Annotated in this window: 24 protein-coding genes; 8 read left to right on the top strand and 16 right to left on the bottom strand. The window is 56.7% G+C overall.

The genetic code is table 11. The features are described 5' to 3' along the window. The first annotated feature begins 116 nt into the window (after positions 1-116). On the top strand, positions 117-1,205 hold the full coding sequence (locus AC2Q8J_RS10060) for a mechanosensitive ion channel family protein (protein WP_204994849.1): 1,089 nt from the start codon (positions 117-119) through the stop codon (positions 1,203-1,205). Here AC2Q8J_RS10060 and AC2Q8J_RS10065 read toward each other — a convergent pair whose 3' ends face one another. The 6 genes from AC2Q8J_RS10065 to trxA all read right to left on the bottom strand — a co-directional run bounded on the left by AC2Q8J_RS10065 (position 1,206) and on the right by trxA (position 7,644). Next, complete coding sequence (locus AC2Q8J_RS10065; protein ID WP_204994850.1) at positions 1,206-1,691, bottom strand: NUDIX domain-containing protein; 486 nt, start codon at positions 1,689-1,691, stop codon at positions 1,206-1,208. A 65-nt stretch (positions 1,692-1,756) separates the two neighbouring features. Then, entirely contained in the window at positions 1,757-2,935 is a 1,179-nt protein-coding gene (gene nhaA / locus AC2Q8J_RS10070) for a Na+/H+ antiporter NhaA (RefSeq protein ID WP_286837481.1), read from the bottom strand. Positions 2,936-3,145: 210 nt separating this feature from the next. Further along, positions 3,146-4,297 (bottom strand): radical SAM family heme chaperone HemW, encoded by a 1,152-nt coding sequence (gene hemW, locus AC2Q8J_RS10075; RefSeq protein ID WP_486451195.1) that lies wholly within the window; start codon positions 4,295-4,297, stop codon positions 3,146-3,148. Continuing rightward, positions 4,294-5,760 (bottom strand): 4-hydroxy-3-polyprenylbenzoate decarboxylase, encoded by a 1,467-nt coding sequence (gene ubiD, locus AC2Q8J_RS10080; protein WP_486451196.1) that lies wholly within the window; start codon positions 5,758-5,760, stop codon positions 4,294-4,296. The genes hemW and ubiD overlap by 4 nt, the downstream gene beginning before the upstream one ends. A 75-nt stretch (positions 5,761-5,835) precedes the next feature. Continuing rightward, on the bottom strand, positions 5,836-7,104 hold the full coding sequence (rho, locus tag AC2Q8J_RS10085; RefSeq protein WP_027873331.1) for a transcription termination factor Rho: 1,269 nt from the start codon (positions 7,102-7,104) through the stop codon (positions 5,836-5,838). A 213-nt stretch (positions 7,105-7,317) separates the two neighbouring features. Beyond that, positions 7,318-7,644: a thioredoxin TrxA gene (gene trxA / locus AC2Q8J_RS10090; protein ID WP_027873332.1), complete on the bottom strand. Its 327-nt coding sequence runs from the start codon at positions 7,642-7,644 to the stop codon at positions 7,318-7,320. A gap of 65 nt (positions 7,645-7,709) precedes the next feature. Here trxA and waaA point away from each other — a divergent pair, with 65 nt between their 5' ends. Then, complete coding sequence (gene waaA / locus AC2Q8J_RS10095) at positions 7,710-9,065, top strand: lipid IV(A) 3-deoxy-D-manno-octulosonic acid transferase (protein ID WP_486451197.1); 1,356 nt, start codon at positions 7,710-7,712, stop codon at positions 9,063-9,065. 56 nt (positions 9,066-9,121) lie between these two features. Here waaA and AC2Q8J_RS10100 read toward each other — a convergent pair whose 3' ends face one another. Continuing rightward, positions 9,122-10,558: a TolC family outer membrane protein gene (locus AC2Q8J_RS10100; RefSeq protein ID WP_486451198.1), complete on the bottom strand. Its 1,437-nt coding sequence runs from the start codon at positions 10,556-10,558 to the stop codon at positions 9,122-9,124. A gap of 120 nt (positions 10,559-10,678) precedes the next feature. Here AC2Q8J_RS10100 and AC2Q8J_RS10105 point away from each other — a divergent pair, with 120 nt between their 5' ends. The 6 genes from AC2Q8J_RS10105 to AC2Q8J_RS10130 all read left to right on the top strand — a co-directional run bounded on the left by AC2Q8J_RS10105 (position 10,679) and on the right by AC2Q8J_RS10130 (position 15,891). Next, positions 10,679-11,140: a DUF1249 domain-containing protein gene (locus AC2Q8J_RS10105; protein ID WP_424144501.1), complete on the top strand. Its 462-nt coding sequence runs from the start codon at positions 10,679-10,681 to the stop codon at positions 11,138-11,140. Between the two features lie 122 nt (positions 11,141-11,262). Further along, the gene (gene cpdA / locus AC2Q8J_RS10110) at positions 11,263-12,066 is read left to right on the top strand and encodes a 3',5'-cyclic-AMP phosphodiesterase (RefSeq protein WP_486451199.1); all 804 of its coding nucleotides are present in this window, start codon (positions 11,263-11,265) and stop codon (positions 12,064-12,066) included. Next, entirely contained in the window at positions 12,063-12,650 is a 588-nt protein-coding gene (locus AC2Q8J_RS10115) for a YqiA/YcfP family alpha/beta fold hydrolase (protein WP_486451200.1), read from the top strand. The genes cpdA and AC2Q8J_RS10115 overlap by 4 nt, the downstream gene beginning before the upstream one ends. A gap of 61 nt (positions 12,651-12,711) precedes the next feature. After that, positions 12,712-14,601 (top strand): DNA topoisomerase IV subunit B, encoded by a 1,890-nt coding sequence (parE, locus tag AC2Q8J_RS10120; protein ID WP_286695254.1) that lies wholly within the window; start codon positions 12,712-12,714, stop codon positions 14,599-14,601. A 104-nt stretch (positions 14,602-14,705) separates the two neighbouring features. After that, positions 14,706-15,491 carry a methyltransferase family protein gene (locus tag AC2Q8J_RS10125; RefSeq protein WP_486451201.1) on the top strand — a complete coding sequence of 262 codons (786 nt, stop codon included), beginning with the start codon at positions 14,706-14,708 and terminating at the stop codon, positions 15,489-15,491. After that, entirely contained in the window at positions 15,481-15,891 is a 411-nt protein-coding gene (locus tag AC2Q8J_RS10130) for a hypothetical protein (RefSeq protein WP_374973108.1), read from the top strand. The genes AC2Q8J_RS10125 and AC2Q8J_RS10130 overlap by 11 nt, the downstream gene beginning before the upstream one ends. A 51-nt stretch (positions 15,892-15,942) precedes the next feature. Here AC2Q8J_RS10130 and AC2Q8J_RS10135 read toward each other — a convergent pair whose 3' ends face one another. The 9 genes from AC2Q8J_RS10135 to AC2Q8J_RS10175 all read right to left on the bottom strand — a co-directional run bounded on the left by AC2Q8J_RS10135 (position 15,943) and on the right by AC2Q8J_RS10175 (position 25,512). Further along, complete coding sequence (locus tag AC2Q8J_RS10135; RefSeq protein WP_424143380.1) at positions 15,943-16,146, bottom strand: hypothetical protein; 204 nt, start codon at positions 16,144-16,146, stop codon at positions 15,943-15,945. 21 nt (positions 16,147-16,167) lie between these two features. Next, positions 16,168-16,968: a 23S rRNA pseudouridine(2604) synthase RluF gene (gene rluF, locus AC2Q8J_RS10140; protein ID WP_286695258.1), complete on the bottom strand. Its 801-nt coding sequence runs from the start codon at positions 16,966-16,968 to the stop codon at positions 16,168-16,170. 175 nt (positions 16,969-17,143) lie between these two features. Further along, the gene (locus AC2Q8J_RS10145; RefSeq protein ID WP_486451202.1) at positions 17,144-17,920 is read right to left on the bottom strand and encodes a glucose 1-dehydrogenase; all 777 of its coding nucleotides are present in this window, start codon (positions 17,918-17,920) and stop codon (positions 17,144-17,146) included. Positions 17,921-17,929: 9 nt separating this feature from the next. Next, a complete protein-coding gene (locus tag AC2Q8J_RS10150; RefSeq protein ID WP_027873342.1) occupies positions 17,930-18,748 on the bottom strand; it encodes an SDR family NAD(P)-dependent oxidoreductase in 819 nt (272 codons plus the stop codon). Between the two features lie 26 nt (positions 18,749-18,774). Continuing rightward, positions 18,775-19,770 (bottom strand): MDR family oxidoreductase, encoded by a 996-nt coding sequence (locus AC2Q8J_RS10155; RefSeq protein WP_486451203.1) that lies wholly within the window; start codon positions 19,768-19,770, stop codon positions 18,775-18,777. 17 nt (positions 19,771-19,787) lie between these two features. After that, positions 19,788-21,164 carry a DUF1329 domain-containing protein gene (locus tag AC2Q8J_RS10160; protein ID WP_286695261.1) on the bottom strand — a complete coding sequence of 459 codons (1,377 nt, stop codon included), beginning with the start codon at positions 21,162-21,164 and terminating at the stop codon, positions 19,788-19,790. An 81-nt stretch (positions 21,165-21,245) separates the two neighbouring features. Continuing rightward, positions 21,246-23,162: a DUF1302 family protein gene (locus AC2Q8J_RS10165; RefSeq protein ID WP_286695262.1), complete on the bottom strand. Its 1,917-nt coding sequence runs from the start codon at positions 23,160-23,162 to the stop codon at positions 21,246-21,248. Between the two features lie 21 nt (positions 23,163-23,183). Next, entirely contained in the window at positions 23,184-24,131 is a 948-nt protein-coding gene (locus AC2Q8J_RS10170) for a WD40/YVTN/BNR-like repeat-containing protein (RefSeq protein ID WP_486451204.1), read from the bottom strand. Between the two features lies 1 nt (position 24,132). Continuing rightward, entirely contained in the window at positions 24,133-25,512 is a 1,380-nt protein-coding gene (locus AC2Q8J_RS10175) for a DUF1329 domain-containing protein (RefSeq protein ID WP_286837502.1), read from the bottom strand. Positions 25,513-25,517: the final 5 nt, after the last annotated feature.

Genomic DNA, 25,517 nt, shown 5'->3' on the forward strand with positions numbered 1-25,517 from the left:
TAACACAGGGCCGGGCACTCACCCTATGCCTGCACAGGACTATCCGCGACACAGCGAGCAGACTACACTGAGCACCATCAAAGCTCAGAAACTCGGCGAAGGTAAGGCAAAAACGTATGGAACAGGCGATAGACGCAGCACAGGGCATTTTACCTACCTGGCTTGGGCTCTGGGTGCCAGCGCTTGTTGCCCTGCTGCTGATCGTCATTGGCTGGCTGATTACCCGCAAGCTCTTCAGCGTTCAGAAAGAGCACGGCGCCGACATCCGCTACCGCGAGCAGGGCATGCGCCTGGTGTTTCGGCTGCTCGGCCTGGTTGCGCTGATAGCCACCTTACCCATGGACAGCGAATTACGCGGACAGCTGTTTTCGCTGGTCGGTCTGCTCGCCTCTGCGGCAATCGCGCTGTCGTCAACCTCGGTTATGGGCAACCTGATGGCGGGTTTTATGCTGCGCACCGTCAACAGCTTCAAAGCGGGCGACTACATAGAGTTTCGCAATGAATTGGGGCGGGTGAGCCAACTCGGCTTATTGCATGTGGAAATCCAAAACGAAACCAGCGAATTGGTCACCGTACCCAACCTGTTGCTGGTGCAGGAGCCCTACAATGTGGTGCGCTCCTCTGGCACCGTGGTGTCGGCGGACGTATCGCTGGGTTACGACGTTGACCGCCGCGATATTGAGGCCGCACTGTTAAGTGCCCTCAATAAAGCCGAGCTGGAAAACGGCTTTGTGCAAATTCGCGAACTGGGCGATTTCTCGGTGCTCTACCGCGCCAGTGGATGGCTGAAAGAAGCCTCTCTGCTGGTTAGCACGCGCTCCAAATTACGCGGACGCATGCTCGATGCACTTCATGATGCCGGTATCGAAATCGTCTCACCAAACTTTATGAACCAGCGCGTACTCAATGCCGACGAGCCTATTATTCCGGTTAAACGCCGCTATTACCGTGAGACTCACAACGATGGTCACGCCGAAGAGGTTTTATTTAATAAAGCCGAATTGAGCAGTGCCGTTACCGCACTGGAAAATAAAATTAACGCACTGAAAACCCAGTTGAAAAACGAAGAAGAGCCCCTGGAAGGCGAGGCCCGGGAAGCGGTGAAAGCCGAACTCGGCGCGCTTACAGAAGAGCTCGAAGCCGCTCGCCTGCTGGCAAAAAATGAAGCGGAGAAAGATCGCGGCACTGCCAGCGAAGAGGAATAATCAGGCGTCGCGACGCTGCTGCGCCAGCCAGTCATTGATCGCCAGGCCAGTCCCCATATCCCACCCTTTAAGCTGCTCAACAGGAATGATTTTATAGTCGTCCAACTCGTGATTCAGGCGAATCTCTCCGGCCGCTTTCACATGGTAGGCGATGATCACTTGGTTTTGCTGAGCAAAGGGGTAAACCCCCACTAAATCAGTTTCCAGGGCGTGCAGATTAAGCTCTTCCATGGTTTCGCGGCGAGCGCACTCCAGAGGGTCTTCGCCCGCCTCAAGAAAGCCCGTAATAATTGAGTAGAAAGCTTTGGGCCATGCCACATTGTGTGCCAGGACCACGCCGCCGTCCACTTCGACAATCATCGCCACAACGGGCACCGGGTTGTTGAAATGGACGTAGCCGCAGCCCCTGTCCGGGCAGCCACTGCGAATTTCGTTGTCCACCAAAACATCGCCCATAGGACTGGCGCACTGCGGGCAGTAATTCATGGTTTTTTCCTTAAACGATAGGGCGGGGTGAGAGCCCCGCCGCCACGATAACTATTCACAATAAACTATTTAGGTAGCGCACGGCGCAGTAGGAAATAACCCAACACACCGGACATCAACGAGCCGACAATAATCCCCAAGCGTTCGTCAAACAGTTGGTTTACCCCGGTCTCCTCGAAGGCGAGCGACCCGATAAATAAACTCATGGTAAAGCCGATACCACACAGTGCTGCGGTACCGTACAAGCTCATGGTATTCATACCTGAGGGCATCTCGGCCAAACGCAGTTTTATGGCCAGGTAGCACAACCCGAATATACCTATCTGCTTACCCAGGAATAAGCCTGCGGCAATACCCATTGGCACGCCGTGCATCAATTGCTCAACGCCCACACCGCTTAGATTGATACCGGCATTGGCAAAGGCGAACACCGGTAGCACAAAAAACGCCACCACCGAGTGCAGGTCGTGCTCCAGACTTTTTAATGGTGATGGATTATCCGGGTCGTTACTGCGCAGGGGAATGAACATCGCCATCACTACTCCGGCCAAGGTGGCGTGCACCCCCGACTTCAACAAAGCCACCCACATAATGGTGCCAAGTAATATGTATGGGCTGTTGGCACTCACGCCGCGGCGATTGAGAATAATTAACGCGGGAATACAGCTAGCGGCAATCACCAGCGCCGCAATGGAAATATTAGCGGTATAAAACACCGCGATGATAACAATCGCACCGATATCATCAAAAATTGCCAGCGAGGTTAGAAAGATCTTTAAGCTCACCGGCACCCGTGAGCCCAGCAGGCTTAAGACGCCCAGCGCGAAAGCAATGTCCGTTGCGGCGGGGATCGCCCAGCCCTGCATGGCAACAGGGTTTCCAGCATTAAAATAGGTATAAAACAGCGCCGGTACCGCCATACCACCGACGGCCCCGATACCCGGCAATATAATATTGCGGGGGTCAGACAACTCGCCCTCAACAAGTTCGCGCTTTAACTCCAAACCCACCAGGAAAAAGAACACAGCCATTAGGCCGTCGTTAATCCACAATAATAGCGGCTTGGCTATTTCCAGCGCGCCGACGCGGACTTCTACGGGTGTGGTAAGGAGTAATTCGTAATAGGGGGAGAGGGCAGTGTTGGCAAAGATGATCGCCAACAAGGCAGAAAACATGAGTAGCAATCCGCCGGAGGACTCTTGTTTAAAGAAATTAACGATAAATGAACCGTTGGTATTCGCCATAAGTCTCCTTCTGAAAGGGCGTAGTCGCGGAGTGTTGACACCCAATAAACAAAACACTCGACGCTAATATTGCATCAGCCGTCGCCCGCTGTCAGCAAAAACCGGCACTCGCCCCCAGCGAACACTCAGCGACATCGCACCAAGCCGTCATGGATTGCTATGTGCCGGGAAAGGCGATTTCCGACGAAAATTGACTGTGTTGATGACCGACTAGCCCTCAAGGAATTCACTGAGGATGCTATCGATAAAGGCAAAGCCGCGCTCGCTACAGGCGATACGCTGAGGATCGTCAATTAACAGGCCGCGAGCCTGCAGGCGCTCGAGGGTCGGCGCAATAGCCGCAAGAGGCAGGCCGGTGCGCTGTGAGTAAAGCGCGCTCTCAACACCCCCGCGCAGGCGCAGTGCATTCATCATAAACTCAAACGGCAAGTCCGCATCGATAACGCCTTGCGATTGACTGGTTCGCGACGGAGAGCGGCTCAAATAGTCCTCAGGCTTGCGGGTTTTTTGGTAGCGTCGCACGCCGCTAGCCAAAGTCACTTTGCCGTGAGCACCAGCGCCCAGCGCCAAATAGTCGCCAAAGCGCCAATAGTTTAGATTGTGGCGAGCATGGCGACCGTCGCGGGCGAAGGCCGAGACTTCATAGCGCGTCAGGCCAGCGTCTGACAGCAGCGCAAAGCCCGCTCGCTGCATGGTCATTAATGCGCTCTCTTGGGGTAGCTCGGGCGGGCGCTTGTAGAATTCTGTATTCGCCTCGATGGTGAGCTGATACCAGCTGATATGTGGCGCGCCGCTGTCAATCGCGATGCGCAGATCATTGAGTGCATCGGCTTCAGTCTGGCCACTTAGCCCGTGCATCAGATCAATATTGAAGTTGTTGTAACCCGCGTCGCGCGCGCTGGCAATGGCTGCCAAGGCGTCGCCGGCGCTGTGAATGCGGCCGAGCTTTTCCAGCTGCTGGGCATCAAAACTTTGCACCCCAATCGACAAGCGGTTGATACCCAGCTCGCGGTAGGCGGCAAAGCGACCCTGCTCGAGCGTGCCGGGGTTCGCTTCAAGGGTAATTTCAATATCGCGGGAGAACCTCAGGCGCTGGCGCAGGCCCTCAAAGAGTTGCGCATACGCGTTGGCCGAGAACAGACTGGGCGTACCGCCGCCGATAAAGATAGAGGCCAGCTCACGGCCCTGAATGTAGCCGAGGTCTTGGTCGAGGTCTTCGAGCATGGCGGCAATGTATGCCGCCTCCGGCAGGTCGCCGCGCTGGGCGTGGGAGTTAAAGTCGCAGTAGGGGCACTTCCGCACACACCAGGGAATATGAATATACAGCGACAGAGGCGGCAGTTGCGCCCCGACGCTACTCATTCCAGGCCCAGCTCCGACCAAATATCGTCGACTTTCTTCACCACGTCGGGGTCTTTAATAATCGGTCGACCCCATTCCCTGTCAGTTTCGCCCTGCCATTTATTCGTGGCGTCCATGCCCATTTTCGAGCCGAGGCCAGAGACCGGCGAGGCGAAGTCCAGATAGTCGATCGGTGTATGCTCAACCATCACCGTATCGCGCTGTGGATCCATGCGGGTGGTGATCGCCCAAATCACATCGTTCCAGTCGCGGGCGTTGACATCGTCGTCGCAGACGATGACAAACTTGGTGTACATAAACTGGCGCAGGAACGACCAAACACCAAACATCACGCGCTTGGCGTGTCCCGGATATTGCTTTTTAATCGTGACCACCGCCATGCGATAGGAGCAGCCCTCCGGCGGCAGATAGAAATCGACAATTTCCGGGAACTGCCGGCGCAGCAAGGGCACCAACACCTCGTTCAAGGCGACACCCAGCACCGCTGGTTCATCAGGCGGACGGCCGGTGTAGGTGCTGTGATAAATCGGGTTTTCACGGTGGCTAATATGCGTCACGGTGAACACAGGGAAGCGGTCGACTTCGTTGTAATAACCGGTGTGATCGCCATAGGGGCCTTCGTCGGCCATCTCTTCCGGGTCGATGTAACCTTCGAGAATAAACTCACAATTCGCGGGCACCTGCAGATCGTTGCTGAGGCTCTTCACCAACTCGGTTTTTTCACCGCGCAGCAAACCGGCAAAGGCGTATTCACTGAGTGTGTCGGGCACCGGCGTCACCGCGCCAAGGGTCGTCGCTGGGTCGGCCCCCAGCGCAACAGAAACGGGAAAACGCTCACCCGGGTGCTGCTGTTTGAACTCCTGAAAATCCAGTGCGCCGCCGCGGTGAGATAACCAACGCATAATCAGCTTGTTTTTGCCGATCACCTGCATGCGATAAATGCCCAGATTTTGCCGCTCTTTGTTGGGACCGCGGGTAATGACCAGCGGCCAGGTAATCAGCGGCGCGGCGTCTTCCGGCCAGCAGGTTTGAATAGGCAGCAAGTGTAAGTTGACGGCGTCGCCCTGAATCACCTTTTGCTGGCACACCGCCTTGGACACCATCTTCGGGCCCATATTGAGCACTTGCTTGAAGATCGGCAGCTTACTCCAGGCATCGCGCAGACCTTTCGGGGGATCAGGCTGGCGCAAAAATGCCAACAGCTCTCCCACCTCTTGCAGCGCCTCGATATCTTTTTGGCCCATGCCCATGGCCACACGCTTTTCAGTGCCGAATAAATTTGCCAGCACCGGCACGGAGTAACCCTTGGGGTTTTCAAACAACAATGCCGGTCCGCCTGCTCGCAGTACGCGGTCGCAGATTTCGGTCATTTCCAGGTTGGGGTCTACAGGATAGCTGATACGCTTCAACTCGCCTTGTTGCTCAAGGTAGTTGAGAAAATCGCGGAGGTCTTTGTGCTTCATAATCCGGTGTCCGATATCCGGCGCCCGGCGGGCGGGGGCGGGGTTTCGCCACTGCGGCGAACCCCGACAGCGGCCTTATTTACGCTTCATTGAATCGAAAAATTCAGCGTTGGTTTTGGTGTCTTTCAGTTTGTCGATCAGGAATTCGATCGCCGGCGTGTCTTCCATACCGTGCAACAGTTTGCGCAGAATCCACATGCGCTGCAGCTCGTCTTCGCTGGTTAGCAGCTCTTCGCGACGGGTGCCGGAGCGGCGAATATTGATCGCGGGGTAGACGCGCTTCTCGGCAATTTTACGATCCAGGTGCAGTTCGTTGTTGCCCGTCCCTTTGAATTCCTCGTAGATGACCTCGTCCATCTTCGAGCCGGTGTCGATCAGTGCGGTCGCGATAATGGACAAGCTGCCGCCTTCCTCAACATTACGCGCCGCACCAAAGAAACGCTTCGGGCGCTCCAGTGCATGAGCGTCAACACCACCGGTCAACACTTTGCCCGAGCTCGGCACGATCGTGTTGTAGGCGCGAGCCAGGCGGGTAATTGAGTCCAGCAGAACCACAACATCCTTTTTGTGCTCTACGAGGCGCTTGGCCTTTTCGATGACCATTTCCGCCACCTGCACGTGACGCGCCGGCGGCTCGTCGAAGGTCGACGCCACTACTTCAGCCCCGCGAGCACCCACCGAGCGCTGCATCTCGGTTACTTCTTCCGGACGCTCGTCGATCAGCAATACAATGACGTAGCACTCGGGGTTGTTGCGGATAATACTCTGCGCGATGTTCTGCAGCATCAGCGTTTTACCGGCCTTTGGCGGCGCAACAATCAAACCGCGCTGCCCCTTACCAATGGGCGCAGCCAGGTCGATAATACGACCGGTTAAGTCTTCAGTAGAGCCGTTACCCAGCTCTAAGGTTAGGCGCTCATTGGGAAACAGAGGCGTGAGGTTTTCAAACAGAACTTTGTTCTTGGACTGCTCTGGACGCGTGAAGTTAACCTCATCAACCTTCAACAGAGCAAAATAGCGCTCACCTTCTTTCGGCGGCCGAATCTTACCGGCAATGCTGTCGCCCGTGCGCAGATTGAAGCGACGAATCTGGCTGGGTGATACGTAGATATCGTCAGGGCCAGCGAGGTAAGAACAGTCGGCGCTGCGCAGGAAACCAAAGCCGTCTTGCAAGATCTCCAGTACACCATCGCCGTGAATGTCTTCACCACTTTTAGCGTGACGCTTCAGAATCGAGAAAATGATGTCTTGTTTGCGAGAGCGGGCAATATTGTCGAGGCCGATCTCTTTGGCGATGTCGAGCAGTTCTTGGGCGGACTTGGTTTTTAGGTCAGTAAGGTTCATAGGTTTTGGGTTGTTGGCTTCGATTTGATAAGGCTTGGACGATACGCAGGAACGGCAAAGTCGCGGCCGGCGCGTGCTCGACGTATTAAGCAGATATGAAAAAATTAAGGTGTTATTTTTGAATATTTTGGGGATTGATCGAACTCTATCACCGAATGGCAGGTCCGTAAAGCAGAAAAGAAAAGGCCCCGCGTTAGGCGAGGCCTCTTGCTATTACAGTGCGCTGTCAACGAAGTCGCACAGCTGCGACTTGGACAAGGCGCCTACTTTGGTGGCTTCAGCATTACCGCCTTTGAAGATCATCAGCGTTGGAATGCCACGAACACTGAATTTGGCAGGGGTTTCTGAATTGGCGTCAACGTCGATCTTGCAGATCTTGATCTTGCCAGCGTAATCGCCAGAGATCTCATCAAGGACCGGCGCGATCATTTTACAGGGGCCACACCACTCCGCCCAAAAGTCTACCAGTACTGGCAGATCGGACTTCAGCACTTCTTCTTCAAAGCTGCTGTCGGTGACGTGAACGATGTTGTCGCTCATCTTGGTTCTCCAAGTTGATATCGTGATAACGGAATCGCGGATGATAACACAGCTCTAGACGCGATGTGAAAGCCATCAACATCGGCCTGCGCTGGCCAGCGCCGCCAGCGACCGCTATGCTAGCCGCCGTATCACTGACTAAGCTTAACGCCATGCCGCGCCTACTCTACAGCCTGTTCTTCTACCTGATTTTACCACTGGTCCTGTTGCGACTAGGCTACCGAGCACTGCGCGCGCCCGACTACCGCCGCCGCATCGGTGAACGCTTTGGCTTTGTCTCAGCGCCCGAGCAAACAGGGGGGTTGTGGGTACACGCGGTTTCCGTTGGCGAAAGCATCGCTGCCGCGCCGCTGATACAACACATGCTGGACCGACACCCAGAACTGCCCATTGTCGTCACCTGCATGACACCCACCGGCTCCAGCCGGATTCGCGCCATGTTTGGTCAACAGGTGCACCATGTCTACGCCCCCTACGACCTGCCTGGTGCCGTAGCCCGCTTCCTGCGCCGCACCCAGCCGCGCGCGGCAGTCATTATGGAAACCGAGATCTGGCCAAATATGGTGCAAATGACAGCGCGGCGCGGCATTCCTGTTGTGCTCGCTAACGCCCGTCTTTCCGCGCGCTCAGCCAGAGGCTACCAACGCCTATCCGGACTAAGCCGGCCAGTGATACAAGCCTTTAGCCGGATCGTCGCCCAGGGTCAGGACGACGCCGAACGCTTTCTGAGCATTGGCGCCCACGCTGATCAACTGCGCGTTTCCGGCAGCATAAAGTTTGATGTCGCCATTCCCGATACCCTGCGCCAACACGCACGGCAGACGCGTGAGCAATTTGGCCAGGGCCGTCCCGTGTGGATCGCCGCCAGCACCCACGACGGCGAAGACAGCATATTACTGGACGCCCACCAGCGCGTACTCAATCAACAACCCGATGCCCTGTTGGTATTGGTGCCCAGGCACCCCGAACGCTTTGACGCCGTTGCCAAGTTGGTGGCCGCCAAGGGCCTGCGCTGCCAGCGTCGCAGTACCGAGAGCGCCATATCCCCCGACACTCAGGTTCTGCTGGGCGATACCATGGGTGAACTACTGCTGCTGTTGGGCACCGCAGATATAGCCTTTATCGGTGGCAGCCTGGTGCCGCGCGGCGGCCACAACAGTTTGGAAGCTGCCGCCTGGGGCTTACCGGTACTGGCCGGCCCCAGCGACTTCAACTTTGCACAGATTAGTGAATTATTGCAGACCGCTGGCGGCCTGAGCCTGCTAGACAGTGCCGAAAGCATCGCCGCTGAACTCATCGCCTTGTTTGCCGACAGCGAGATGAGAGAAACCCGCGGAGGCAACGCCCTGGCCGTTGTCGAGGCCAACCGCGGCGCACTGGCAAAACTGATTGAGGAAGTTGAGGGCGCGCTAACTCGTTAGTGCGCCCTCCGAAAGGGAAGATTACGCGGCGGGAACCGCGTTAGCAGACGGGAATATCAGCGTTTGCCATTGCCGTTCAGCAATACTGCATCACCTTCCTGCAGCCACTGATTAAGCCCCTGCACATCCGCCGGGCTTAGAGTGCCAGCGTTCAGCTTGAGCTTGAGCATATCGACAACGTAGTCGTAGCGGGCGTTACTGTAGTCACGCAGTGCCGCATATAACTTGCGCTGGGCGTCCAATACATCAACCACGTTGCGCGTGCCGACATCGTAACCGGCTTCGGTCGCATCCAGGGCGCTACGCGCAGAGACAATATTCAGTTTGCGCGCCTTCACGGTTTGCACAGCAGTATTCACCGCAATGTGCTGGGCGCGCGTGCCGGCAATAACCTGGCGCTGCGTTAGCTGCGCGGTGTACTGCGCCGAATTGTATTGCTCGTAGGCTTGGCGGCGACCCGCACTAACGCCACCACCGGTAAACAGCGGCACCGTCAGCGTGACACGCAGGGCCTCAGTTTCATACTCACTGTCTGGCGGCACAGCAAAGGAACTGCTGGGGTTGAAACGCCGCGAGCCGTCCAGGTCTTCCTTGGTGTAGCTGAAGCTACCGCTAATCTTTGGCAAGTGCTCGCTCTTTTTCGCACGGGCATTTTCATAGGCGGAACCAGACGCCGCCGCTGCCACCTTGAGCTGGTAGTTGTTCTTTAAAGCCATATCGACCCAGGCTGCGCGACTGGCAGGCAGTGGATTATCGATAGGGAAACTCTCTTTCAATGACCACAGCTTGCCGTGATCTTTGCCTGTAAGGGTAGTGAGGTTCTCGCGGGCGATCGCCAGTGCGCCCTCAAAACCAAGGCGCTGAGCCACGGTAGAGTCGTATACCGCGCGCGACTCATGCACGTCGGTAATCGCGATCAGGCCAACATCAAAGCGCTGCTGCGTTTGCTCAAGCTGGCGCTTGGCCGCGCGCTCTTCTGCACGCGAGGCATCGAGATTTTCCCGCGCCTTTAGCACTTCAAAATACGCTTCGGATACACGCACAATCAGCTCTTGCTGGTCATACGCCAACTGCGCCTTGGCGCGCTCGGTGACTTTTTGGCCCGCCTTAAAGCTGAACCACGCCGGCAGATCGAAAATGGCCTGGCTCAGGCTCAAGGAGTAATTTTCCGTTTCCGAGCCGGTATGCACCTTCTGGTCAATTATCGACGTCGACCCACCACCGAGACCGCCACCGGAGAACGTTGTGCTCTTTGACTGCGAGTCGGTTTCGGTATCCTGGTAGTAGGCTTGGCCACTCAGCTGGGGTAACAGCGCTGAGCGACTGAGGTTTTCAGACTCCAGATCGGCGCGGTAGGTCGCCTCTGCGGCTTTTAACTGCGGATCGTTATTCACTGCAAGCTCGTAGACATCTAGCAATGTGTCGGCATGGGCGCCGGAAATACCCAAAGCCAGTGCAACAGCTGCACTGAGAAAGTGACGTTTGGCAATCATAGAGTTAACCTGTTCTGCTAACGGAGGGGCTGCGTCAGGCCCGCAGTGTATCAGACTCGTCCTATGCGAGAATGATTATTAAAAAATCTTATTGAATTAGAACGCAAATTCGGGAGCCTTGTGAAGACGCCGAACTACCAAGTTGACCTCAACGCGCATCTCGCCGACTGTGAGATGAATTACCTGCGTTTGCAGAAGTTACTGCCCGACGCCCTTCAGGCCGGTGACGAGCTCTGCATTGGGGTAGGCAATCACGCGCTCAATATTCGTGTGCGCGAGTGCGCGCCGTACACCAGCTTTCTCGACTTGCGTCTGGCCCAGGCAAAAACACAAACCTGGGCCGCTATGTGCTTACAGGTGCGTATCTATCACGACGCAAAACTTGCCGAGGTCAGTGGCGCGGAGCAGGTCTACGCCCTGCGGCAACGCTACGACTACCCGAATAATAAAATGTTCCAACGCGACGAAAAGGCCCAGCTAAACCGCTTTCTTGGCGAATGGCTAAGCCAGTGCTTGCGGCACGGTCACCGGCACGACAGCGCCGTATTAGAAAAGGTCAGCGCGACCGGCACACAATTTTAGCAGCGAGACTGCAGTCGCAAATCACACATTTATTGTCGCGGGGCAACGCCCTCTGATGGACTGCGTCTGGATTTGTGGCAACCCATACCGTATAAAAGCCGAAGATATTAACGAGGCTTACTGTGAACAGCGCCAACGCAACAGCGACTCCCGCTTTCTGCTTAGTGCAGATTACCGACTGCCACCTGGGCGCCAGCCCGGGCAGCTCGCTGTTGGGCATGGATACCGACCACAGCCTCGACGAAGTGCTCGCTTTGGTGCAACGCCAGCACCCACACATCGACATGCTGGTGGTCTCTGGCGACCTCTCGGGTGACAGCAGCGCCGCCGCGTATCAACGCCTCCTTCCCAAGCTCGAGGGGCTCGCGGACACGATTGTATGGCTACCCGGCAACCACGACGAACCCGCCACCATGCACCAATGTGCGGGCGAGGCGCTGATGCCAAAGCAGGCGACACTCGGCAACTGGCAGCTGTTATTTTTAAACTCGGCGGTTAGCGGCCAAGTAGGCGGTCATCTCGCTGAAAGTGAATTGGCGCTGTGCCGCCAACACCCCTGCGACAGCAACACCTTAATCTTTGTTCACCACCACCTGAATAAGCTCGGTGCCGAATGGCTGGATGAGCAACTGATTGATAACGCCGATGCGCTGTTCGATATTCTCGACGACAAACCAGGCGTGGCGGCCATTGTATCCGGCCACGTACACCAAGCCTCAGCGCAGCGCCATCGCCAGCAACGCTTGCTGACGACGCCGTCAACCTGTATACAATTCGCGCCTGGCAGCCGCGACTTTGCCCTGGACGACCTAAACCCCGGCTACCGTTGGTTCGCCCTGCACACCGACGGCAACTGGCAGACAGGCGTGGAGCGCGTTAGCGGTGTGGAATTTACGGTAGATAAAACGGCAAACGGCTACGAATGAGCGCAACAGTCATTTATATACACGGCTTTCTCTCCTCCCCCCAATCACACAAAGCACAACTGGTTAAACACTACTTTGCCCAGCACCACCCGTCGGTCAGGCTGTGTATTCCCAGCATGCCCAACAACCCGGCAGGCGCCTTTGCCAAACTGGAGCAAGTGGTGGAAGAGGAACTGGCTGCAGCGCCGGACACCCTGGCACTTATCGGTAGCTCGCTGGGCGGCTTCTTCTCGACCGTACTGGCCGAGCGCCACCAGCTAAAAGCCGTGCTGGTCAACCCGGCGGTTACCCCGGGAGAGTGGGGAGAGCAGTTCATCGGTGAATACGACAACCCCTATACCGGCGAGCATTTCAGCGTGACCGAAGAAGACCTCGCCTGCCTGCGCAGGCTAACGCCAGCCGACATTACACCCGGGCACTACTGGCTAATGGTGCAAGAGGGCGACGAAACGCTGGATTACCGCCTTGCCGTGGCGGCTTATCACGACTGTAAGCAGCTCGTTGAGCCCGGCGGTGACCACAGCTTCGTGAATTTCGAAGCGCATTTGCCCGCAATAGTGGAATTTCTGGGCGTGGCTGGTTAACAATAGCCGACCCAAACCGATTCATTCACGGCGCCGCGATGCGGCCTCGCAGTGGTAGAGCATGTCACAATACACCTCACAATCGATCGAAGTCCTCACTGGCCTTGAGCCTGTGCGCAAGCGTCCGGGCATGTACACCGACACCGCCCGCCCCAACCATCTGGCGCAGGAAATTATCGACAACAGCGTCGACGAAGCACTGGCCGGCCACGCCAGCCAGATCACCGTCACCCTGCACAACGATGGCTCGCTGAGCTGCGCCGATGACGGCCGCGGTATGCCGGTAGACATCCACCCGGAGATGGGCCTGCCAGGTGTCGAAGTGATTCTCTCCACCCTGCACGCCGGGGGTAAATTCTCCAACGACAACTATCAGTTCTCCGGCGGCCTCCACGGCGTGGGGGTATCGGTGGTCAACGCCCTGTCATCCCTACTGGAAGTCACCATTAAACGGGACGGCCAGGTTCACCAGATGCGCTTTGCCAATGGCGACAAAGCCTCCGACCTGGAAGTCATCGACAGCTGCGGCAAGCGTAATACCGGCACCCTGCTGCGCTTTTGGCCCGATGCCCAATACTTCGACAGCGCCAAGTTTTCCGTGCGCCGCCTCAAGCATGTGTTGCGTGCCAAAGCCGTACTCTGCCCGGGCCTGAAAGTTATTTTCAAAGATGAAACCGGCGAAGAGAGCGAGGAGTGGTACTACGAAGATGGCCTGCCCGACTACCTGGCCAGCCACACTCGCGAATACGAAACGTTGCCTGCGCAACCCTTTGTCGGCCATTTCAGTGGCAATACCGAGGGCGTGGACTGGGCTGTGCAATGGCTGCCCGAAGGCGGCGAGCCGCTGGCCGAGTCCTACGTGAACCTGATCCCCACCGCTCAGGGTGGCACCCACGTTAACGGCCTGCGCAGCGGCTTGCTGGATGCCATGCGCGAGTTCTGCGAGTTCCGCAATATGATCCCGCGCGGCGTAAAATTGACCCCAGACGATATCTGGGACAAATGCAGCTATGTGCTGTCTTCCAAGCTGGCCGACCCACAATTTTCCGGCCAGACCAAAGAGCGCCTCAGCTCCCGCGAAGCCTCTGCCTTTGTATCGGGCGTGGCCAAAGATGCCTTCAGCCTGTGGCTTAACCAGCATACCGAAGAGGCCGAAAAACTCGCCGAGCTGTGCATCAGCAATGCCCAAAGCCGACTACGCAAAGCCAAAAAAGTGGTGCGCAAGAAAGTCTCCGCCGGACCGGCACTGCCCGGCAAACTGGCAGACTGTGCCGGTGTAGAGAGCGAGCGTTCAGAACTGTTCCTGGTGGAAGGGGACTCAGCGGGGGGCTCGGCTAAACAAGCTCGCGACCGTCAGTTTCAGGCCATCTTGCCGCTGCGCGGTAAAATTCTGAATACCTGGGAGGTGGACTCCCAGCAAATTCTCGCCTCGCAGGAAGTTCACGACATCTCCGTGGCACTGGGGGTCGACCCCGACTCCGACGATTTAAGCGGCCTGCGTTACGGTAAGATCTGTATTCTTGCCGATGCGGACTCCGACGGCGCCCACATCGCCACGCTATTGTGCGCGCTGTTCCTGCGTCATTTCCGCACAATGGTCGAACAGGGTCACGTGTTTATTGCCATGCCACCGCTGTACCGCATCGACGTTGGCAAAGAGGTGTTTTACGCCCTCGACAACGATGAAAAGCAGGGCATTATCGACCGCATAGAGGCGGAAAAAATCAAAGGCAAAGTGTCTGTCACGCGCTTTAAGGGCCTCGGTGAAATGAACCCCTTACAGCTGCGCGAAACTGTTATGGACCCGGATACTCGCCGGCTGGTGCGCCTTGGCATCGAGCCCGGCGACGACACCGATGCCCTAATGGATATGCTGCTCGGCAAAAAGCGCGCTGCAGACCGCAAGCAGTGGCTTGAACGCAACGGTGACGAGGCCGACATCATCGTTTAAGCCCTGTCATAAATTCACAGTAAAAGCGTCGCCAGCAAGCATTCACTAATTGTGGCCGCCGCGTAGTATCGGCAGGCACACACTAACAATAATAGGAATGCACCATGGAACAGCAACGGGAACCGATTCCCGGCTGGGCGCGCGCTTTTCTCGCCCTTGTCGACAAACTCATCTGGAACGCACCGGGCAAACCGCGCATTCGCGTTGCCTGGGCGGTGGACTTCCACAAGATTTTTACCCTGTTCATCATCTACGCCATGATGAATTACTACGACAATTTCACCACCACCGCCTGGGTCTACCTTGGCCTGCACGGCATTTATGGTTACTGCTGGCTGATTAAAGACTTCGGTTTTCGCGACCACCAATTCAACGACCGCATCAGCCTACTTGCCTCCATCAACCTCTATGTTTTTCTCATCGGCTGGTACTGGATCACCCCTTGGCTGCTGATTTCACGCTTCATCGAACCCAGCGGCACGGTCGTGTTTGCCGCCATTGCCATTCACACGCTCGGCGTGGTCACCATGATGGCCGCCGACGGCCAGCGCCACTGGATACTTAAATACCGTCAGCAACCAGGGCTGATTACCGACGGCGTCTACCGCTACACCCGCAACCCGAATTACCTCGGCGAGCTAATGCTGTACGCCGCCTACCCGATGCTGGCCCAACACTGGATCGCCTGGGCGATCTACGCGTATATGGCCAGCTATTTCCTGGCGCGGATGAAGAACAAAGATCACGCGATCTCCCGTCACCCGGGCTGGCAGGAATACAAACAACAAACCGGCTTGCTGATACCCTGGCGCTTACTGACCGGCGCCGCCATTGCCGACCGCCTAAAGCAATCCCCCTCGCACCCGGAGGCCAGCATCAATGCAAAATGAAACTTCCTGGAAGCGCTTTTACCGCTTCGCCGCATTCTTCAACTTCGCGGCGGCGTTTATGCTGCTATTTGCCACTGAGGCCTTCTTTGCCCTGCTGCAAATGCAAAGTCTCTATGTGCCCGAGCTACTGCCCTGGGCCCATCAATTTGGCGTGCTGGTATTGGTGTTTGGCTTTGGTTATTGGCGCATTGCCGGCAACCCAAAGGACCACAAAGACATTATCTGGATGGGTTGCATCGGCAAAACCCTGGTCTTCGTTGCGGCCTGGGTGGATACATTGAGCTTTCCGGCACTGATGCCCTTCGCTATTTTTGTGATCGCCGATCTCGCCTTTGCGGTGTTTTACGGTCTGTACCTACTCAACCATGCCCGATACGAGGGTCAGCGCCAATTGCGCTAGCGCTCAACGCACGCGTAGTGCTTGTGGAAGGCTCCTGGGCCTTCCACCTTTTTAATTCTCATCAGACTCTATCGCCCGACGCTCGCGATCATAGTCATCGTAGGGCTGCACCGTCTGCGCGATACATGCCTCGTACTGAGAGGGCGGCAGCTTATCGCACTCGAAACGGTTACTCGCCTGAATACTCTCGTATAACTCTCGGCTCGCACAACCGCTGAGTAAAAACAGCGCGCCAACCGCCAATACACCTTTCATCCGCATACTCCAACAATGTCGCTAGCGCCGACGCCCGCCTGTTTTAGGGCCATTCTGTCGCCGTGGACGCGACTTGCCAGCCGCCCCTGCGTTGCCCGACAAACCGCCCACCGCTTGATTGATCTCCGCCATTTCCTCAGCGCTGAGGTTGCGCCACTGACCGAGCTTCAACGCATCCAGTTTGACGTTCATAATCCGCGTGCGCTTGAGCCGCGTTACTTCATAGCCAAAGTGTTCGCACATTCGCCGAATCTGGCGATTCATACCCTGCACCAAGATAATTTTGAACACATTGCGACTGAGGATCATGACCTTGCAGGGCTTGGTAACGGTGCCGAGGATAGGCACGCCTTTGGCCATTCGCTCGGCAAACTGTCCGCTCAACGGCTTATCGACGGTGACGATATATTCCTTTTCGTGGGCATTTTCAGCACGCAGAATTTTATTCACGATGTCGCCATCGCTGGTCAGAAAAATCAGCCCCTCGGAATCTTTATCCAGGCGACCCACGGGAAAAATGCGCTTTTTGTGGCCGACGGCGTCGATAATATTGCCCGGCACATGGGCTTCGGTGGTACAGGTGATGCCCACCGGCTTGTGGTAGGCGATATACACCCTGTCGGTTTTATCCGGGTTTACCGTGCGAATGCGTTTGCCTTCCACCATCACGACATCGCCAGGCATCACCTGTGCGCCGAGACCGGGGCGTTTACCATTGATACTGACTTGATTCTGCAAAATCAGCTTGTCAGCTTCGCGACGCGAGCAATAGCCCGAGTCACTGATAAACTTATTTAAGCGCCGTCCTTCACCATTACTCACGCTGTATCTCTCTTTACTTGCTACTCACGCCCGCTACCGATGGTGGTCTCGGGATAACAAGTCTGACACAGAAATCATTGAGATAAACTACAAGCGCGGAGCAAAGCAGGGGCGAGGGAGAAAAAAGAGGTGGTCGCCAGGGCGATAGCGGCCACCTCCCTCCCCGAGGGGATTCTTAACGGGCGGTATAGCCACCGTCCATAACCAGTTCCGAGCCGGTCATATAACTTGCCGCGTCGGAAAGCAAAAATACAATACCCTGGGCAATTTCCTCTGCCCGCGCCATACGTCCCATCGGGATACTGGCCACCACGCGCGTAGCAAAGGCATTGGCGTCGTCCTCTGACAGCTTGGCCAGGGCGCCGCTTACCAGAGGCGTTTCTACATAACCCGGGTGAAGGGAGTTCACGCGAATACCGTAGTCGCGATCGGCACAATACAGCGCCAGTGACTTGGTCAGTGCGCGAACGGCGCCTTTGCTGGCGTTGTACGCTGGCAGCATTGGGTCGCCGACAATGCCTTCAATCGAGGAGACATTAACGATCGCACCGCCGCGCGATTTCATGGCCTGAATGGCCGCGCGACTGCCGAGAAAGACCGCGTCGCTATTGATGGTCTGGGTGCGCCGCCACCCCTCCAGACTTTCTTCCTCGGGGCCGCAAATTACTGCGATACCCGCGTTGTTCACAACGCCATCCAGCTGACCAAAGCTGGCGACAACCGTTTCCATGCAATGCTGCCACTGCTGCTCGTCGCACACGTCCAAGGGAAAGAATTCCGCATCGGCGCCCGCCGCGCGCAGTGCCTCACACAGTTCTCGGCCAGCGTCCTGATCGATATCGCTCACCGCCAGCTTCGCACCTGCTGCCGCCAGGGCATGGCACGCCGCCGCGCCAATGCCTTTGGCCGCACCCGTGATCAACACCACTTTGTCTTTACAATGAATACTCATCACACTCTCCTACGCTGCGGTGAAACCGCCATCCACGGTCAGCTCAGCGCCACTGATATAGGCGCTGGCATCACTGGCGAGAAACAGCGCCGCATTGGCAATATCCTCTGCTGTACCGAGCCGCCCCATCGGGATCATCTGCTGCTCCAATACCGCACTGGCTTCCTCGCGAGACTGGGTGAGCCCAACATCCACAAAGTCGTCGTAAACCTGTTCGGCCATGGCGGTATCGATCAAACCGGGGTGCAGCGAATTGACGCGAATGCCGTAGCCAAAGCGGGCGAACTCAACCGCAGAGTGCTTGCTGATGGAGCGCACCGAGCCCTTGGTTGCACCGTAAATGCTGTGGCCAGGGACGCCGATTAAACCGGCGATAGACGACAGGTTTATCACGCTGCCGCCGCGACCAAAGCAGCCGCTGGGCTGCATGGTTTCAGCCGCATAGCGCAGGCCGAGAAACACCGATTGCACATTGACCTCGTGGATACGGGTCAGTTGCTCTACCGAGTTGTCTTCCAGGCGGCCGCCAATGTATATGCCAGCGTTGTTCACCAGAATATCCCAGCGGTTGTGCCACTGTTTCAACTCTGCCACCAAGGCCTGCCAGTCTTCCTCCAGCACCACATCTTGCTGAATAGCGCGCGCGTCAAAGCCCTGTTCATTCAGCTCCGCTGCCAGGCGCTGACAGGCGGCCACATCGATATCACTTAGCAGCACCGAGGCGCCCGAGTAAGCCATGCGCTGGGCGCAGGCCTTGCCAATGCCCGCCGCTGCTCCGGTCACCACAGCGACTTTGCCCTGCAGCGAAAAAGGATTGTTCTCTTTCATTGTTATTTTCCGTTGAGTATTGATGTTCAGCGCGCGGCGATATTCACGACCGCGCGACCACGAATTTGCCCCTGCAAGATTTGCCCAGCGGCGTCAGGAAGATTGTCGAAATCAATCTCAACTGCCATCGCTTCCAGTTTGTTCAGGTCGACAGACTCGGCCAAACGCTGCCATGCGCGCTCACGCAGCGCCATTGGCGCGTGTACCGAGTCCACGCCCAGCAAGGCGACATTACGCAGTGCAAAGGGCATCATATTGCCGGGTAAGTCCAGACCCTGGGCCAGGCCGCACGCGGCCACGGCGCCGTTGTAGTGAAGTTGGGCAATAACATTGGCCAGGGTATGGCTGCCACAGGAATCCACCGCCGCTGCCCAGCGGGGCGCCTGCATCATCTCACCGGCTTCTGACAACTCGCGGCGATCAATCACGGAGTTTGCACCCAGGCTCTTTAAATAGTCGCTTTCTTCAAGGCGGCCCGTCGACGCTGCCACGGTATAGCCCAGGCCCGCCAACAACATAATGGACACGCTGCCCACTCCCCCCGACGCGCCGGTTACCAGCACTTCGCCCGACTCAGGACTAATACCGAGCTGCTCCAGTCGCAGCAGAGACAACATCGCGGTGTAGCCCGCCGTACCCAGCAGCATGGCGTGGCGGGTAGTGAAAGCCTCAGGCACCTTCAACAGGTAGTCGCTCGAAATACGCAGGCGCTGGGTATAGCCGCCATTGTGCGTTTCTGAGGCGCCATAGCCATTCATCAGCACCTTGTCACCGACCTGAAAGCGGCTGCTCTCAGACTTAACCACAGTGCCTGCCATATCAATACCGAGAATCAGCGAAGGCTTTTGAACAATGGGAATGGCGTCGCTCATCGCCAGGCCATCTTTGTAGTTAACGGTAGAGTATTCCACCGCCACCTCCACATCGCCGTCGCCAAGCTGCTCGCTGCTGAGCTGCTGAAATTCAACGCGGTAGCCACTGTCGTCGCGTACGCCAAGCAAGGCTTTGTATGTCTCTGTCATGGTGAGTCCTTTTGTTGTTAGTTACCCAAGCGGCGCAGGGCGCCGTTGGTTAAATAGCGGTTATAAATATCGTGATCGTTCACGCGCATCCGGTGGCCGCCAGAAATTTCTGCCAGTTGTTCTATGCGGGTCATTTTTCCGGTCTGCACATCGAAAGCGTGAACATGGCACCACGACCAATAGGGGTGCTTACCGTCCATTACCCGGCGATCGCCGTCCTCGTATAGCCCATAGGCACCATCGAAGGAACGGAACAGATCGCCGCGCCGGTCAAAGGTGACCATACCCAGCGGCAATTGGGTGCGCGCATCAAACCACACCCGTTTAACGCCGACGGGTGCGCGCGGGAAGCCCGTGGGCTTGGCATCAACGGCAATGGCTTCGGGCACTAATTCCACGTCGGTATCCCAGAAGGTTTCTCCCTGTGGGCCGCCATGGGTGTTGTGCGACCAATCCTCACTTTGTGAGGCCCAGCCACCGCTGACGGCGGCCAGCATGGGGCCGCGCCACACCACTTTGTAGTCGCCCCAGGTGTGCAGGGGGTCACCCGCCGCCCAGGCGTCGGACAGGTATAGCGATGAACCCGGCACCAATGGTTCAAAGCGCTGGTCGGTGGGGAAGCGTCGAATGCGTTTAAAATCGGGAATGTAGCCGTATAACTCGGGAAATTTGTTTTGGTCGTAGTGCCAAATGTTCAAGAAGGACGTGCCGCGTACGCTGTCCGGCGCCGTGAAAAAGACGCTCTGATAGCGCAGCTTGTCTTCGTGGCCCTTCCAGTAAACGCCGGGCAGTACCAAACGCCCCGTCGGCGCATATTCAGCCCAGCCATTTTCGTAGCCGTAGCTGACTTTGCCGTCGCGGTTGAGGTCGTATTCGCGGATCGCATAGAACGAAGCATCGTGTCGCCCCCAGCTTAACGTTAGGCCGGCAAAAAGCTCCACACCGGTCTTGGCATCGGGAAAGGGCAAGCCACCAATCCAGGGTTTGCCGTCGGCCGTCACAACATTGCCATTGTCGTCAAAGCGCGCTTGGCCGCGGTGGCGAAAGCTCGCTTCCATATATTCCCATGGGCTCAGCTTCATCACATCGCGGGTGGTCTCACGCAACCTCAAGCGACGCCCCATGTCTTTGACTTGCATGTACTTTACCGGCTCGAGAAGATCTTTTACCAGCTCGACATTCCCGGCGTCGATCACATCGCCGACCTTGAGCTTGCCGCCGGTATATTGCTCTATCGACAGCAACTCCTCTGGATAAGCCGCCGCATAATCGCCGTGTTTTTCCATTGCCGCCCAAGCCGGCATCAGCAGGCCCGCACCGACAAAACCTGAGCCTACACGCAAAAATTCACGCCGGGAAAACTGCCGGTCAAACCGCCTGATATGAAAACTCATGCAACATCCTCGCGGTAAAAAAGCCGGCGACAAAGTCGCCGGCAAGGTCCCATTACTTCCTGAGGGTGGGGGTAGGGTTCGCTAGAATTGGTAGGCTACGCGCAGACCAAATTCATCGGCCCAGTCCACGGTTTGCATGATATTTTCATTCTCGTTGGCGCCATCAACGTAGCCGTCCATGTGGTTGTAGAACATTTCTATGTTCCAGTTACCGGAGGGCTTCCATTTCAGAGCCGGCTGCACAAACAAGCCGCCGCGCGTGTCATACAACACCGACAAATCTGCTCGCCATACCAAGCCGGGGAAGGGCTGCTGAAGGGCTAATACCAAGCCATTCCAGCCACCATCCACACCTTTAGGCGTGTTGTTTACCGTGCCGCCCATACCACTTAAGTGGCGGCCAAACAGATCGCTCTCGCTGCGGTGCATCCACTGGAAAACCATGTAGGTGGCAGGAAAACTGCGGCTGAAGCGCTGATATTTTTCTAATACCAGGGCAGTCACGTATTCATCTTCAACAATGTATTCCTGCCCCAGGTCGATAGGGGTAAAGGTTTTGTCCGGCGTGAAGGAAACCTCGAAGTTCAGAATCAACTGATCCGTCCAACTGCCGGGCTCGCCACTGAATACATAGCTGACACCAGTGCCGAAAACATCTTCGCGGTGGTAGGTGCGCTCAATGTGGCCGCGCAGACCACCCCCGCCCTGACCAGACAGTGGGTTATTCAGGAAACCACCCGTCAGGATAAAGAACAGATCGAGCTCTTCTTTTGCCGCATCGATGCCCTGAACAGGCCGTGCCAGCAGCAATTGCGATGCGGGGAAGTCGGTAACAATTTTGTTCAGACCTTCGGTGCCGTCAAGGCGCGCCATACCCGCATAGGTAAACCACTCCTCAGCACTCCATACCCCGGTGGGGTCAATTTCAAGCGGGGTCTCCGCAAGGATGGCTCCCGACAAGGGGATGCCCGGTGCATCGCGGTTCACACCCGACTTGGTCCAGCGCACAACACCGTCGGGGTTGTAGCGGTTGGTATACATAAACTGCAGACCAAAGTCGCCGATAAAGCCTTTCAAGCGGAAACCGCTATTCACTTCTTCGTCAACACTGCTGTAACGATCGTGCACGGTAAACTGCGAAGGAATCACGTTGTAGGGCGTGTTCGGGTTGCCGTAAATGGTCGGCTGGAAGCTCTGCGCAAACATGTCCAGTTCCCAGTTGGAATTCAGCTGGTAGGACACGCGGATGGCCGGTGAGGCGATACGCTCATCGGCGTACTCCTCGGAAGCGAAATCGAAGATTGAGTGACGGCGCAAGTCCAAGCCGTTGGCCACGTCGAATACCCGGAAGAACAAGGCCTGTCCCCAGGCAATTTGCTGGTTACCGGCGCGCACCAATAGTGGCCCGTTCTGATAATCCAGGTACAGCGACGGAAAGTCGACCATGTAGTTGTCGCCAGCGATCTCCAGAGGATTCTGTTCACCGCCGTTTTCAAAGTCGTCGTACTCAAAATAATTAGGCTCGCCATAGAGGTAGCCCGCGGCGTTGCTGTTCACCGAGTCCGGATCAAATTCATCGTATTCGGCTGCGTCAAAAATGCCGCGCAGCTTTGCCGTCGCTGACCAGTTGTCACTAAACTTCAGCTGCAGGGTGCTCTCTAAACGCACCTGGCTGTGATTAAAATCGTTGTCGGCCGGAACACCGTTGCGCGTCGCCGTGTCCGAGATCGGTGCACTGATAGGAATGGGTAAATTCAGGCCGAGCAGCGTGCCCACGTTGAGGCCACCGTTACGCTCAACCTCCTTGCCATTAAAGAGGTTACCGCGCTGGTTGTAGGGGTTTTCGTCACTTACCGTTTTGGCAGCCAGCTCTACACGAATCAAACCACTAAGGCTGTAGTCGACACCCAGCAGCTCACCACTGGCCGACCACGATGGACTAGACAGTGCCATCGCCGTTGTGGCGAGAGCCCAATTAAGCCGATTATTATTTTTCATCTCGCTTCTCCGAGGCTATTTTTAAAGAGAAATTTTGATCACTTTGGCTTGTTCACCGACGGCATAAAAAGCGTTACCGAGTACCGCAATGTCGCTGTACCAGCTTTCTAAAAATGCGTCGTGATTCAGTACCCGCGCCTGACTGCTGGTCGGCGAAATACTCAAGGCCTGACGAATTCCCGTCGCGACCGCCTTACCATCCGCGCGGATGGCAACATCCATCAAGATGGCGTCGCTATTACTGGTTATGGCTTTCCAGCTGTCGCCACCATCCTTGCTGCGCAATACCGTTCCGCTCTGACCAACCGCATAGGCCAAACCGGTATCGCTGAGGGCGAGGCCGAACAGCGACGCTTCACCGCTGTGCAGCGACTGCCAGCTTTTCCCGGCGTCATCAGAGCGGGCGATCATGCCAAACTCACCGACAATGTAGATGCGACCGCGCGCATCAATTGCCGCGTTATACACATGTGGCTGATAGTTCTGACCGATCAGTGCTGGCCAATCGATCTGCGACTGCTGCCAGCTGCGACCACCGTCTTGGGAACACAGCACCGCACCAAAAGCGCCAGTGGCAACCGCCAGACCGAAGTCTCCCTGCGCAACGGCAAACAAGCGCTCTTTTACAGGTGCCTCGACGGCCTTCCAGCCGTCGCCGGCATTGTGAAAAATGCCGCCCTGCTGGCCCACAGCCAACAGGTTGCCCTGGCGCTCCGACACCGCCAGTAGCGCGCGACTATCACCAACATTGCTGTTGCTCTGCCACTGGCTACCGTCGCGGCTCTGCCATAAGCGGCCATTGCTACCCACGGCAAGCAAGCCGTCACTGCTGGTATTCACGCCGAAAAGCACATCGTGGGGATGACCTCGGTGTACCTGTTCGCTGCTGGCTGCGGCGGCGGGCATCGCCCCCGCCGTCAGCAGCAGCGCACAAACCCCCGCGGCAACGCGGTTCTTAACGCTAGCCATATCAGCCTCCCAGGCGCTGCATCGCTTGCACGGTGAGGTACTTGTTGTACACGTCGACATCGCCGGGATTGAAGTTGGTCTTGTAACCGCCCGTTACGCCCTTGGCCTGTACAAAACGGCTCATGCGGTTGGACTGCACGTCGTGGCTGTGAACACTGGACCAGGACCACGCGGGATGGGCGCCGTCCATATTGGTCATCTTGTCGTTCGACTGCTGCGCGTAATGCGGCTCGAAGGACTTCCAGATCTCACCGCGACGGTCGTAGGTCACGTAGGCGACATACATTTGGTTGCGTACATCGATCCATACACGGCGCTTACCCACGGGCGCACGTGCATAGCCGGTTGGCTCCGACTCCAGCACGATGCACTCAGGCACCAGTTCCATGTAGGTGTCGAAGAAGGTCTGGTCTTTAGGGCCACCGTGCACGGGTTTTTCCCAGTTGTCGTGATAGCCACCGTGGAAATTGCGCGGACCGATGCAACCCAGCATTGGCTGGCGGCCGACAATTTTGTAGTTGCCCCAGGTTTGCAGCGGGTCACCCGCCGCCCAGGCATCTGACAGGAACAAAGTGATACCCGGTACCAGCGGCTCAAAACGCTGGTTAGTGGGGAACTGTCTTACCCGACGGAAAGCGGGGATATAACCGTGCAGTTCGGGGAATTTACGTTGATCGTAATGCCAAATATTCAGGAACGAGGTACCGGCACTGTCGTTAGGCGCGGTGAAGAATACCGACTGGTAGCGCAGCAAGTCTTCTTTGCCCTTCCAAACCTGACCGTCGGAACGTGACGTGGTATTCAGCTCACTCCATACAAAGTCGTACTGGTAAGACAGACTGCCGTTATTGTCTATATCCCAGTCGCGAACCGCGTACTGCGACCAGTCGTGACGACCCCAGCTCATCGTTAGGTTGTACTGCGCCTCTACACCATTTTTGGGTTCGGGGAAGGGGTTACCGCCAACCCAGGGCTTGCCGTCTTTTGTCCACACATTGCCGTCACTGTCGAGCACAGCCTTACCCTTATTGCGCAGGGTGGCCTCGAGGTACTCAGCGGGGTAGAGCTGCGTAATATCTTTCACCGGTTCAACAATGTGAATACGGCGACCCATGGTTTTTACTTGCATATACGCAACGGGGTCGAGCAAGTGCTTCACATGTTCAACGTTATCGGCGGTAATCACATCGCCCGGTTTGATCTTGCCCTTGGTTTGCATCTCGATAGACAACAGTTCATCGGGATAGGCCTTACTCATGTCAGCGCCGTTGGCGATCAGTGGCCACAGCGGCGCAATCACGCCCGCTGCACCAATACCTTTAACGGTTTTTTCCAGGAAACTGCGACGGCTAAAGTCAGTATCGTATTTTTTAATATGCATCGTTT

This window comes from Spongiibacter sp. C9W (genome assembly GCF_057370015.1).

Bases quoted from the DNA above. Each gene is read 5' to 3' on its own strand.
- AC2Q8J_RS10065 (WP_204994850.1), bottom strand. From the start codon at position 1,691: ATGAATTACTGCCCGCAGTGCGCCAGTCCTATGGGCGATGTTTTGGTG.
- AC2Q8J_RS10150 (WP_027873342.1), bottom strand. From the start codon at position 18,748: ATGAAAGAGAACAATCCTTTTTCGCTGCAGGGCAAAGTCGCTGTGGTG.
- AC2Q8J_RS10060 (WP_204994849.1), top strand. From the start codon at position 117: ATGGAACAGGCGATAGACGCAGCACAGGGCATTTTACCTACCTGGCTT.
- AC2Q8J_RS10175 (WP_286837502.1), bottom strand. From the start codon at position 25,512: ATGCATATTAAAAAATACGATACTGACTTTAGCCGTCGCAGTTTCCTG.
- AC2Q8J_RS10145 (WP_486451202.1), bottom strand. From the start codon at position 17,920: ATGAGTATTCATTGTAAAGACAAAGTGGTGTTGATCACGGGTGCGGCC.
- AC2Q8J_RS10160 (WP_286695261.1), bottom strand. From the start codon at position 21,164: ATGAGTTTTCATATCAGGCGGTTTGACCGGCAGTTTTCCCGGCGTGAA.
- AC2Q8J_RS10155 (WP_486451203.1), bottom strand. From the start codon at position 19,770: ATGACAGAGACATACAAAGCCTTGCTTGGCGTACGCGACGACAGTGGC.
- ubiD (WP_486451196.1), bottom strand. From the start codon at position 5,760: ATGAAGCACAAAGACCTCCGCGATTTTCTCAACTACCTTGAGCAACAA.
- nhaA (WP_286837481.1), bottom strand. From the start codon at position 2,935: ATGGCGAATACCAACGGTTCATTTATCGTTAATTTCTTTAAACAAGAG.
- AC2Q8J_RS10100 (WP_486451198.1), bottom strand. From the start codon at position 10,558: ATGATTGCCAAACGTCACTTTCTCAGTGCAGCTGTTGCACTGGCTTTG.
- hemW (WP_486451195.1), bottom strand. From the start codon at position 4,297: ATGAGTAGCGTCGGGGCGCAACTGCCGCCTCTGTCGCTGTATATTCAT.
- AC2Q8J_RS10125 (WP_486451201.1), top strand. From the start codon at position 14,706: ATGGAACAGCAACGGGAACCGATTCCCGGCTGGGCGCGCGCTTTTCTC.
- AC2Q8J_RS10165 (WP_286695262.1), bottom strand. From the start codon at position 23,162: ATGAAAAATAATAATCGGCTTAATTGGGCTCTCGCCACAACGGCGATG.
- parE (WP_286695254.1), top strand. From the start codon at position 12,712: ATGTCACAATACACCTCACAATCGATCGAAGTCCTCACTGGCCTTGAG.
- trxA (WP_027873332.1), bottom strand. From the start codon at position 7,644: ATGAGCGACAACATCGTTCACGTCACCGACAGCAGCTTTGAAGAAGAA.
- AC2Q8J_RS10115 (WP_486451200.1), top strand. From the start codon at position 12,063: ATGAGCGCAACAGTCATTTATATACACGGCTTTCTCTCCTCCCCCCAA.
- AC2Q8J_RS10130 (WP_374973108.1), top strand. From the start codon at position 15,481: ATGCAAAATGAAACTTCCTGGAAGCGCTTTTACCGCTTCGCCGCATTC.
- AC2Q8J_RS10170 (WP_486451204.1), bottom strand. From the start codon at position 24,131: ATGGCTAGCGTTAAGAACCGCGTTGCCGCGGGGGTTTGTGCGCTGCTG.
- AC2Q8J_RS10135 (WP_424143380.1), bottom strand. From the start codon at position 16,146: ATGAAAGGTGTATTGGCGGTTGGCGCGCTGTTTTTACTCAGCGGTTGT.
- rho (WP_027873331.1), bottom strand. From the start codon at position 7,104: ATGAACCTTACTGACCTAAAAACCAAGTCCGCCCAAGAACTGCTCGAC.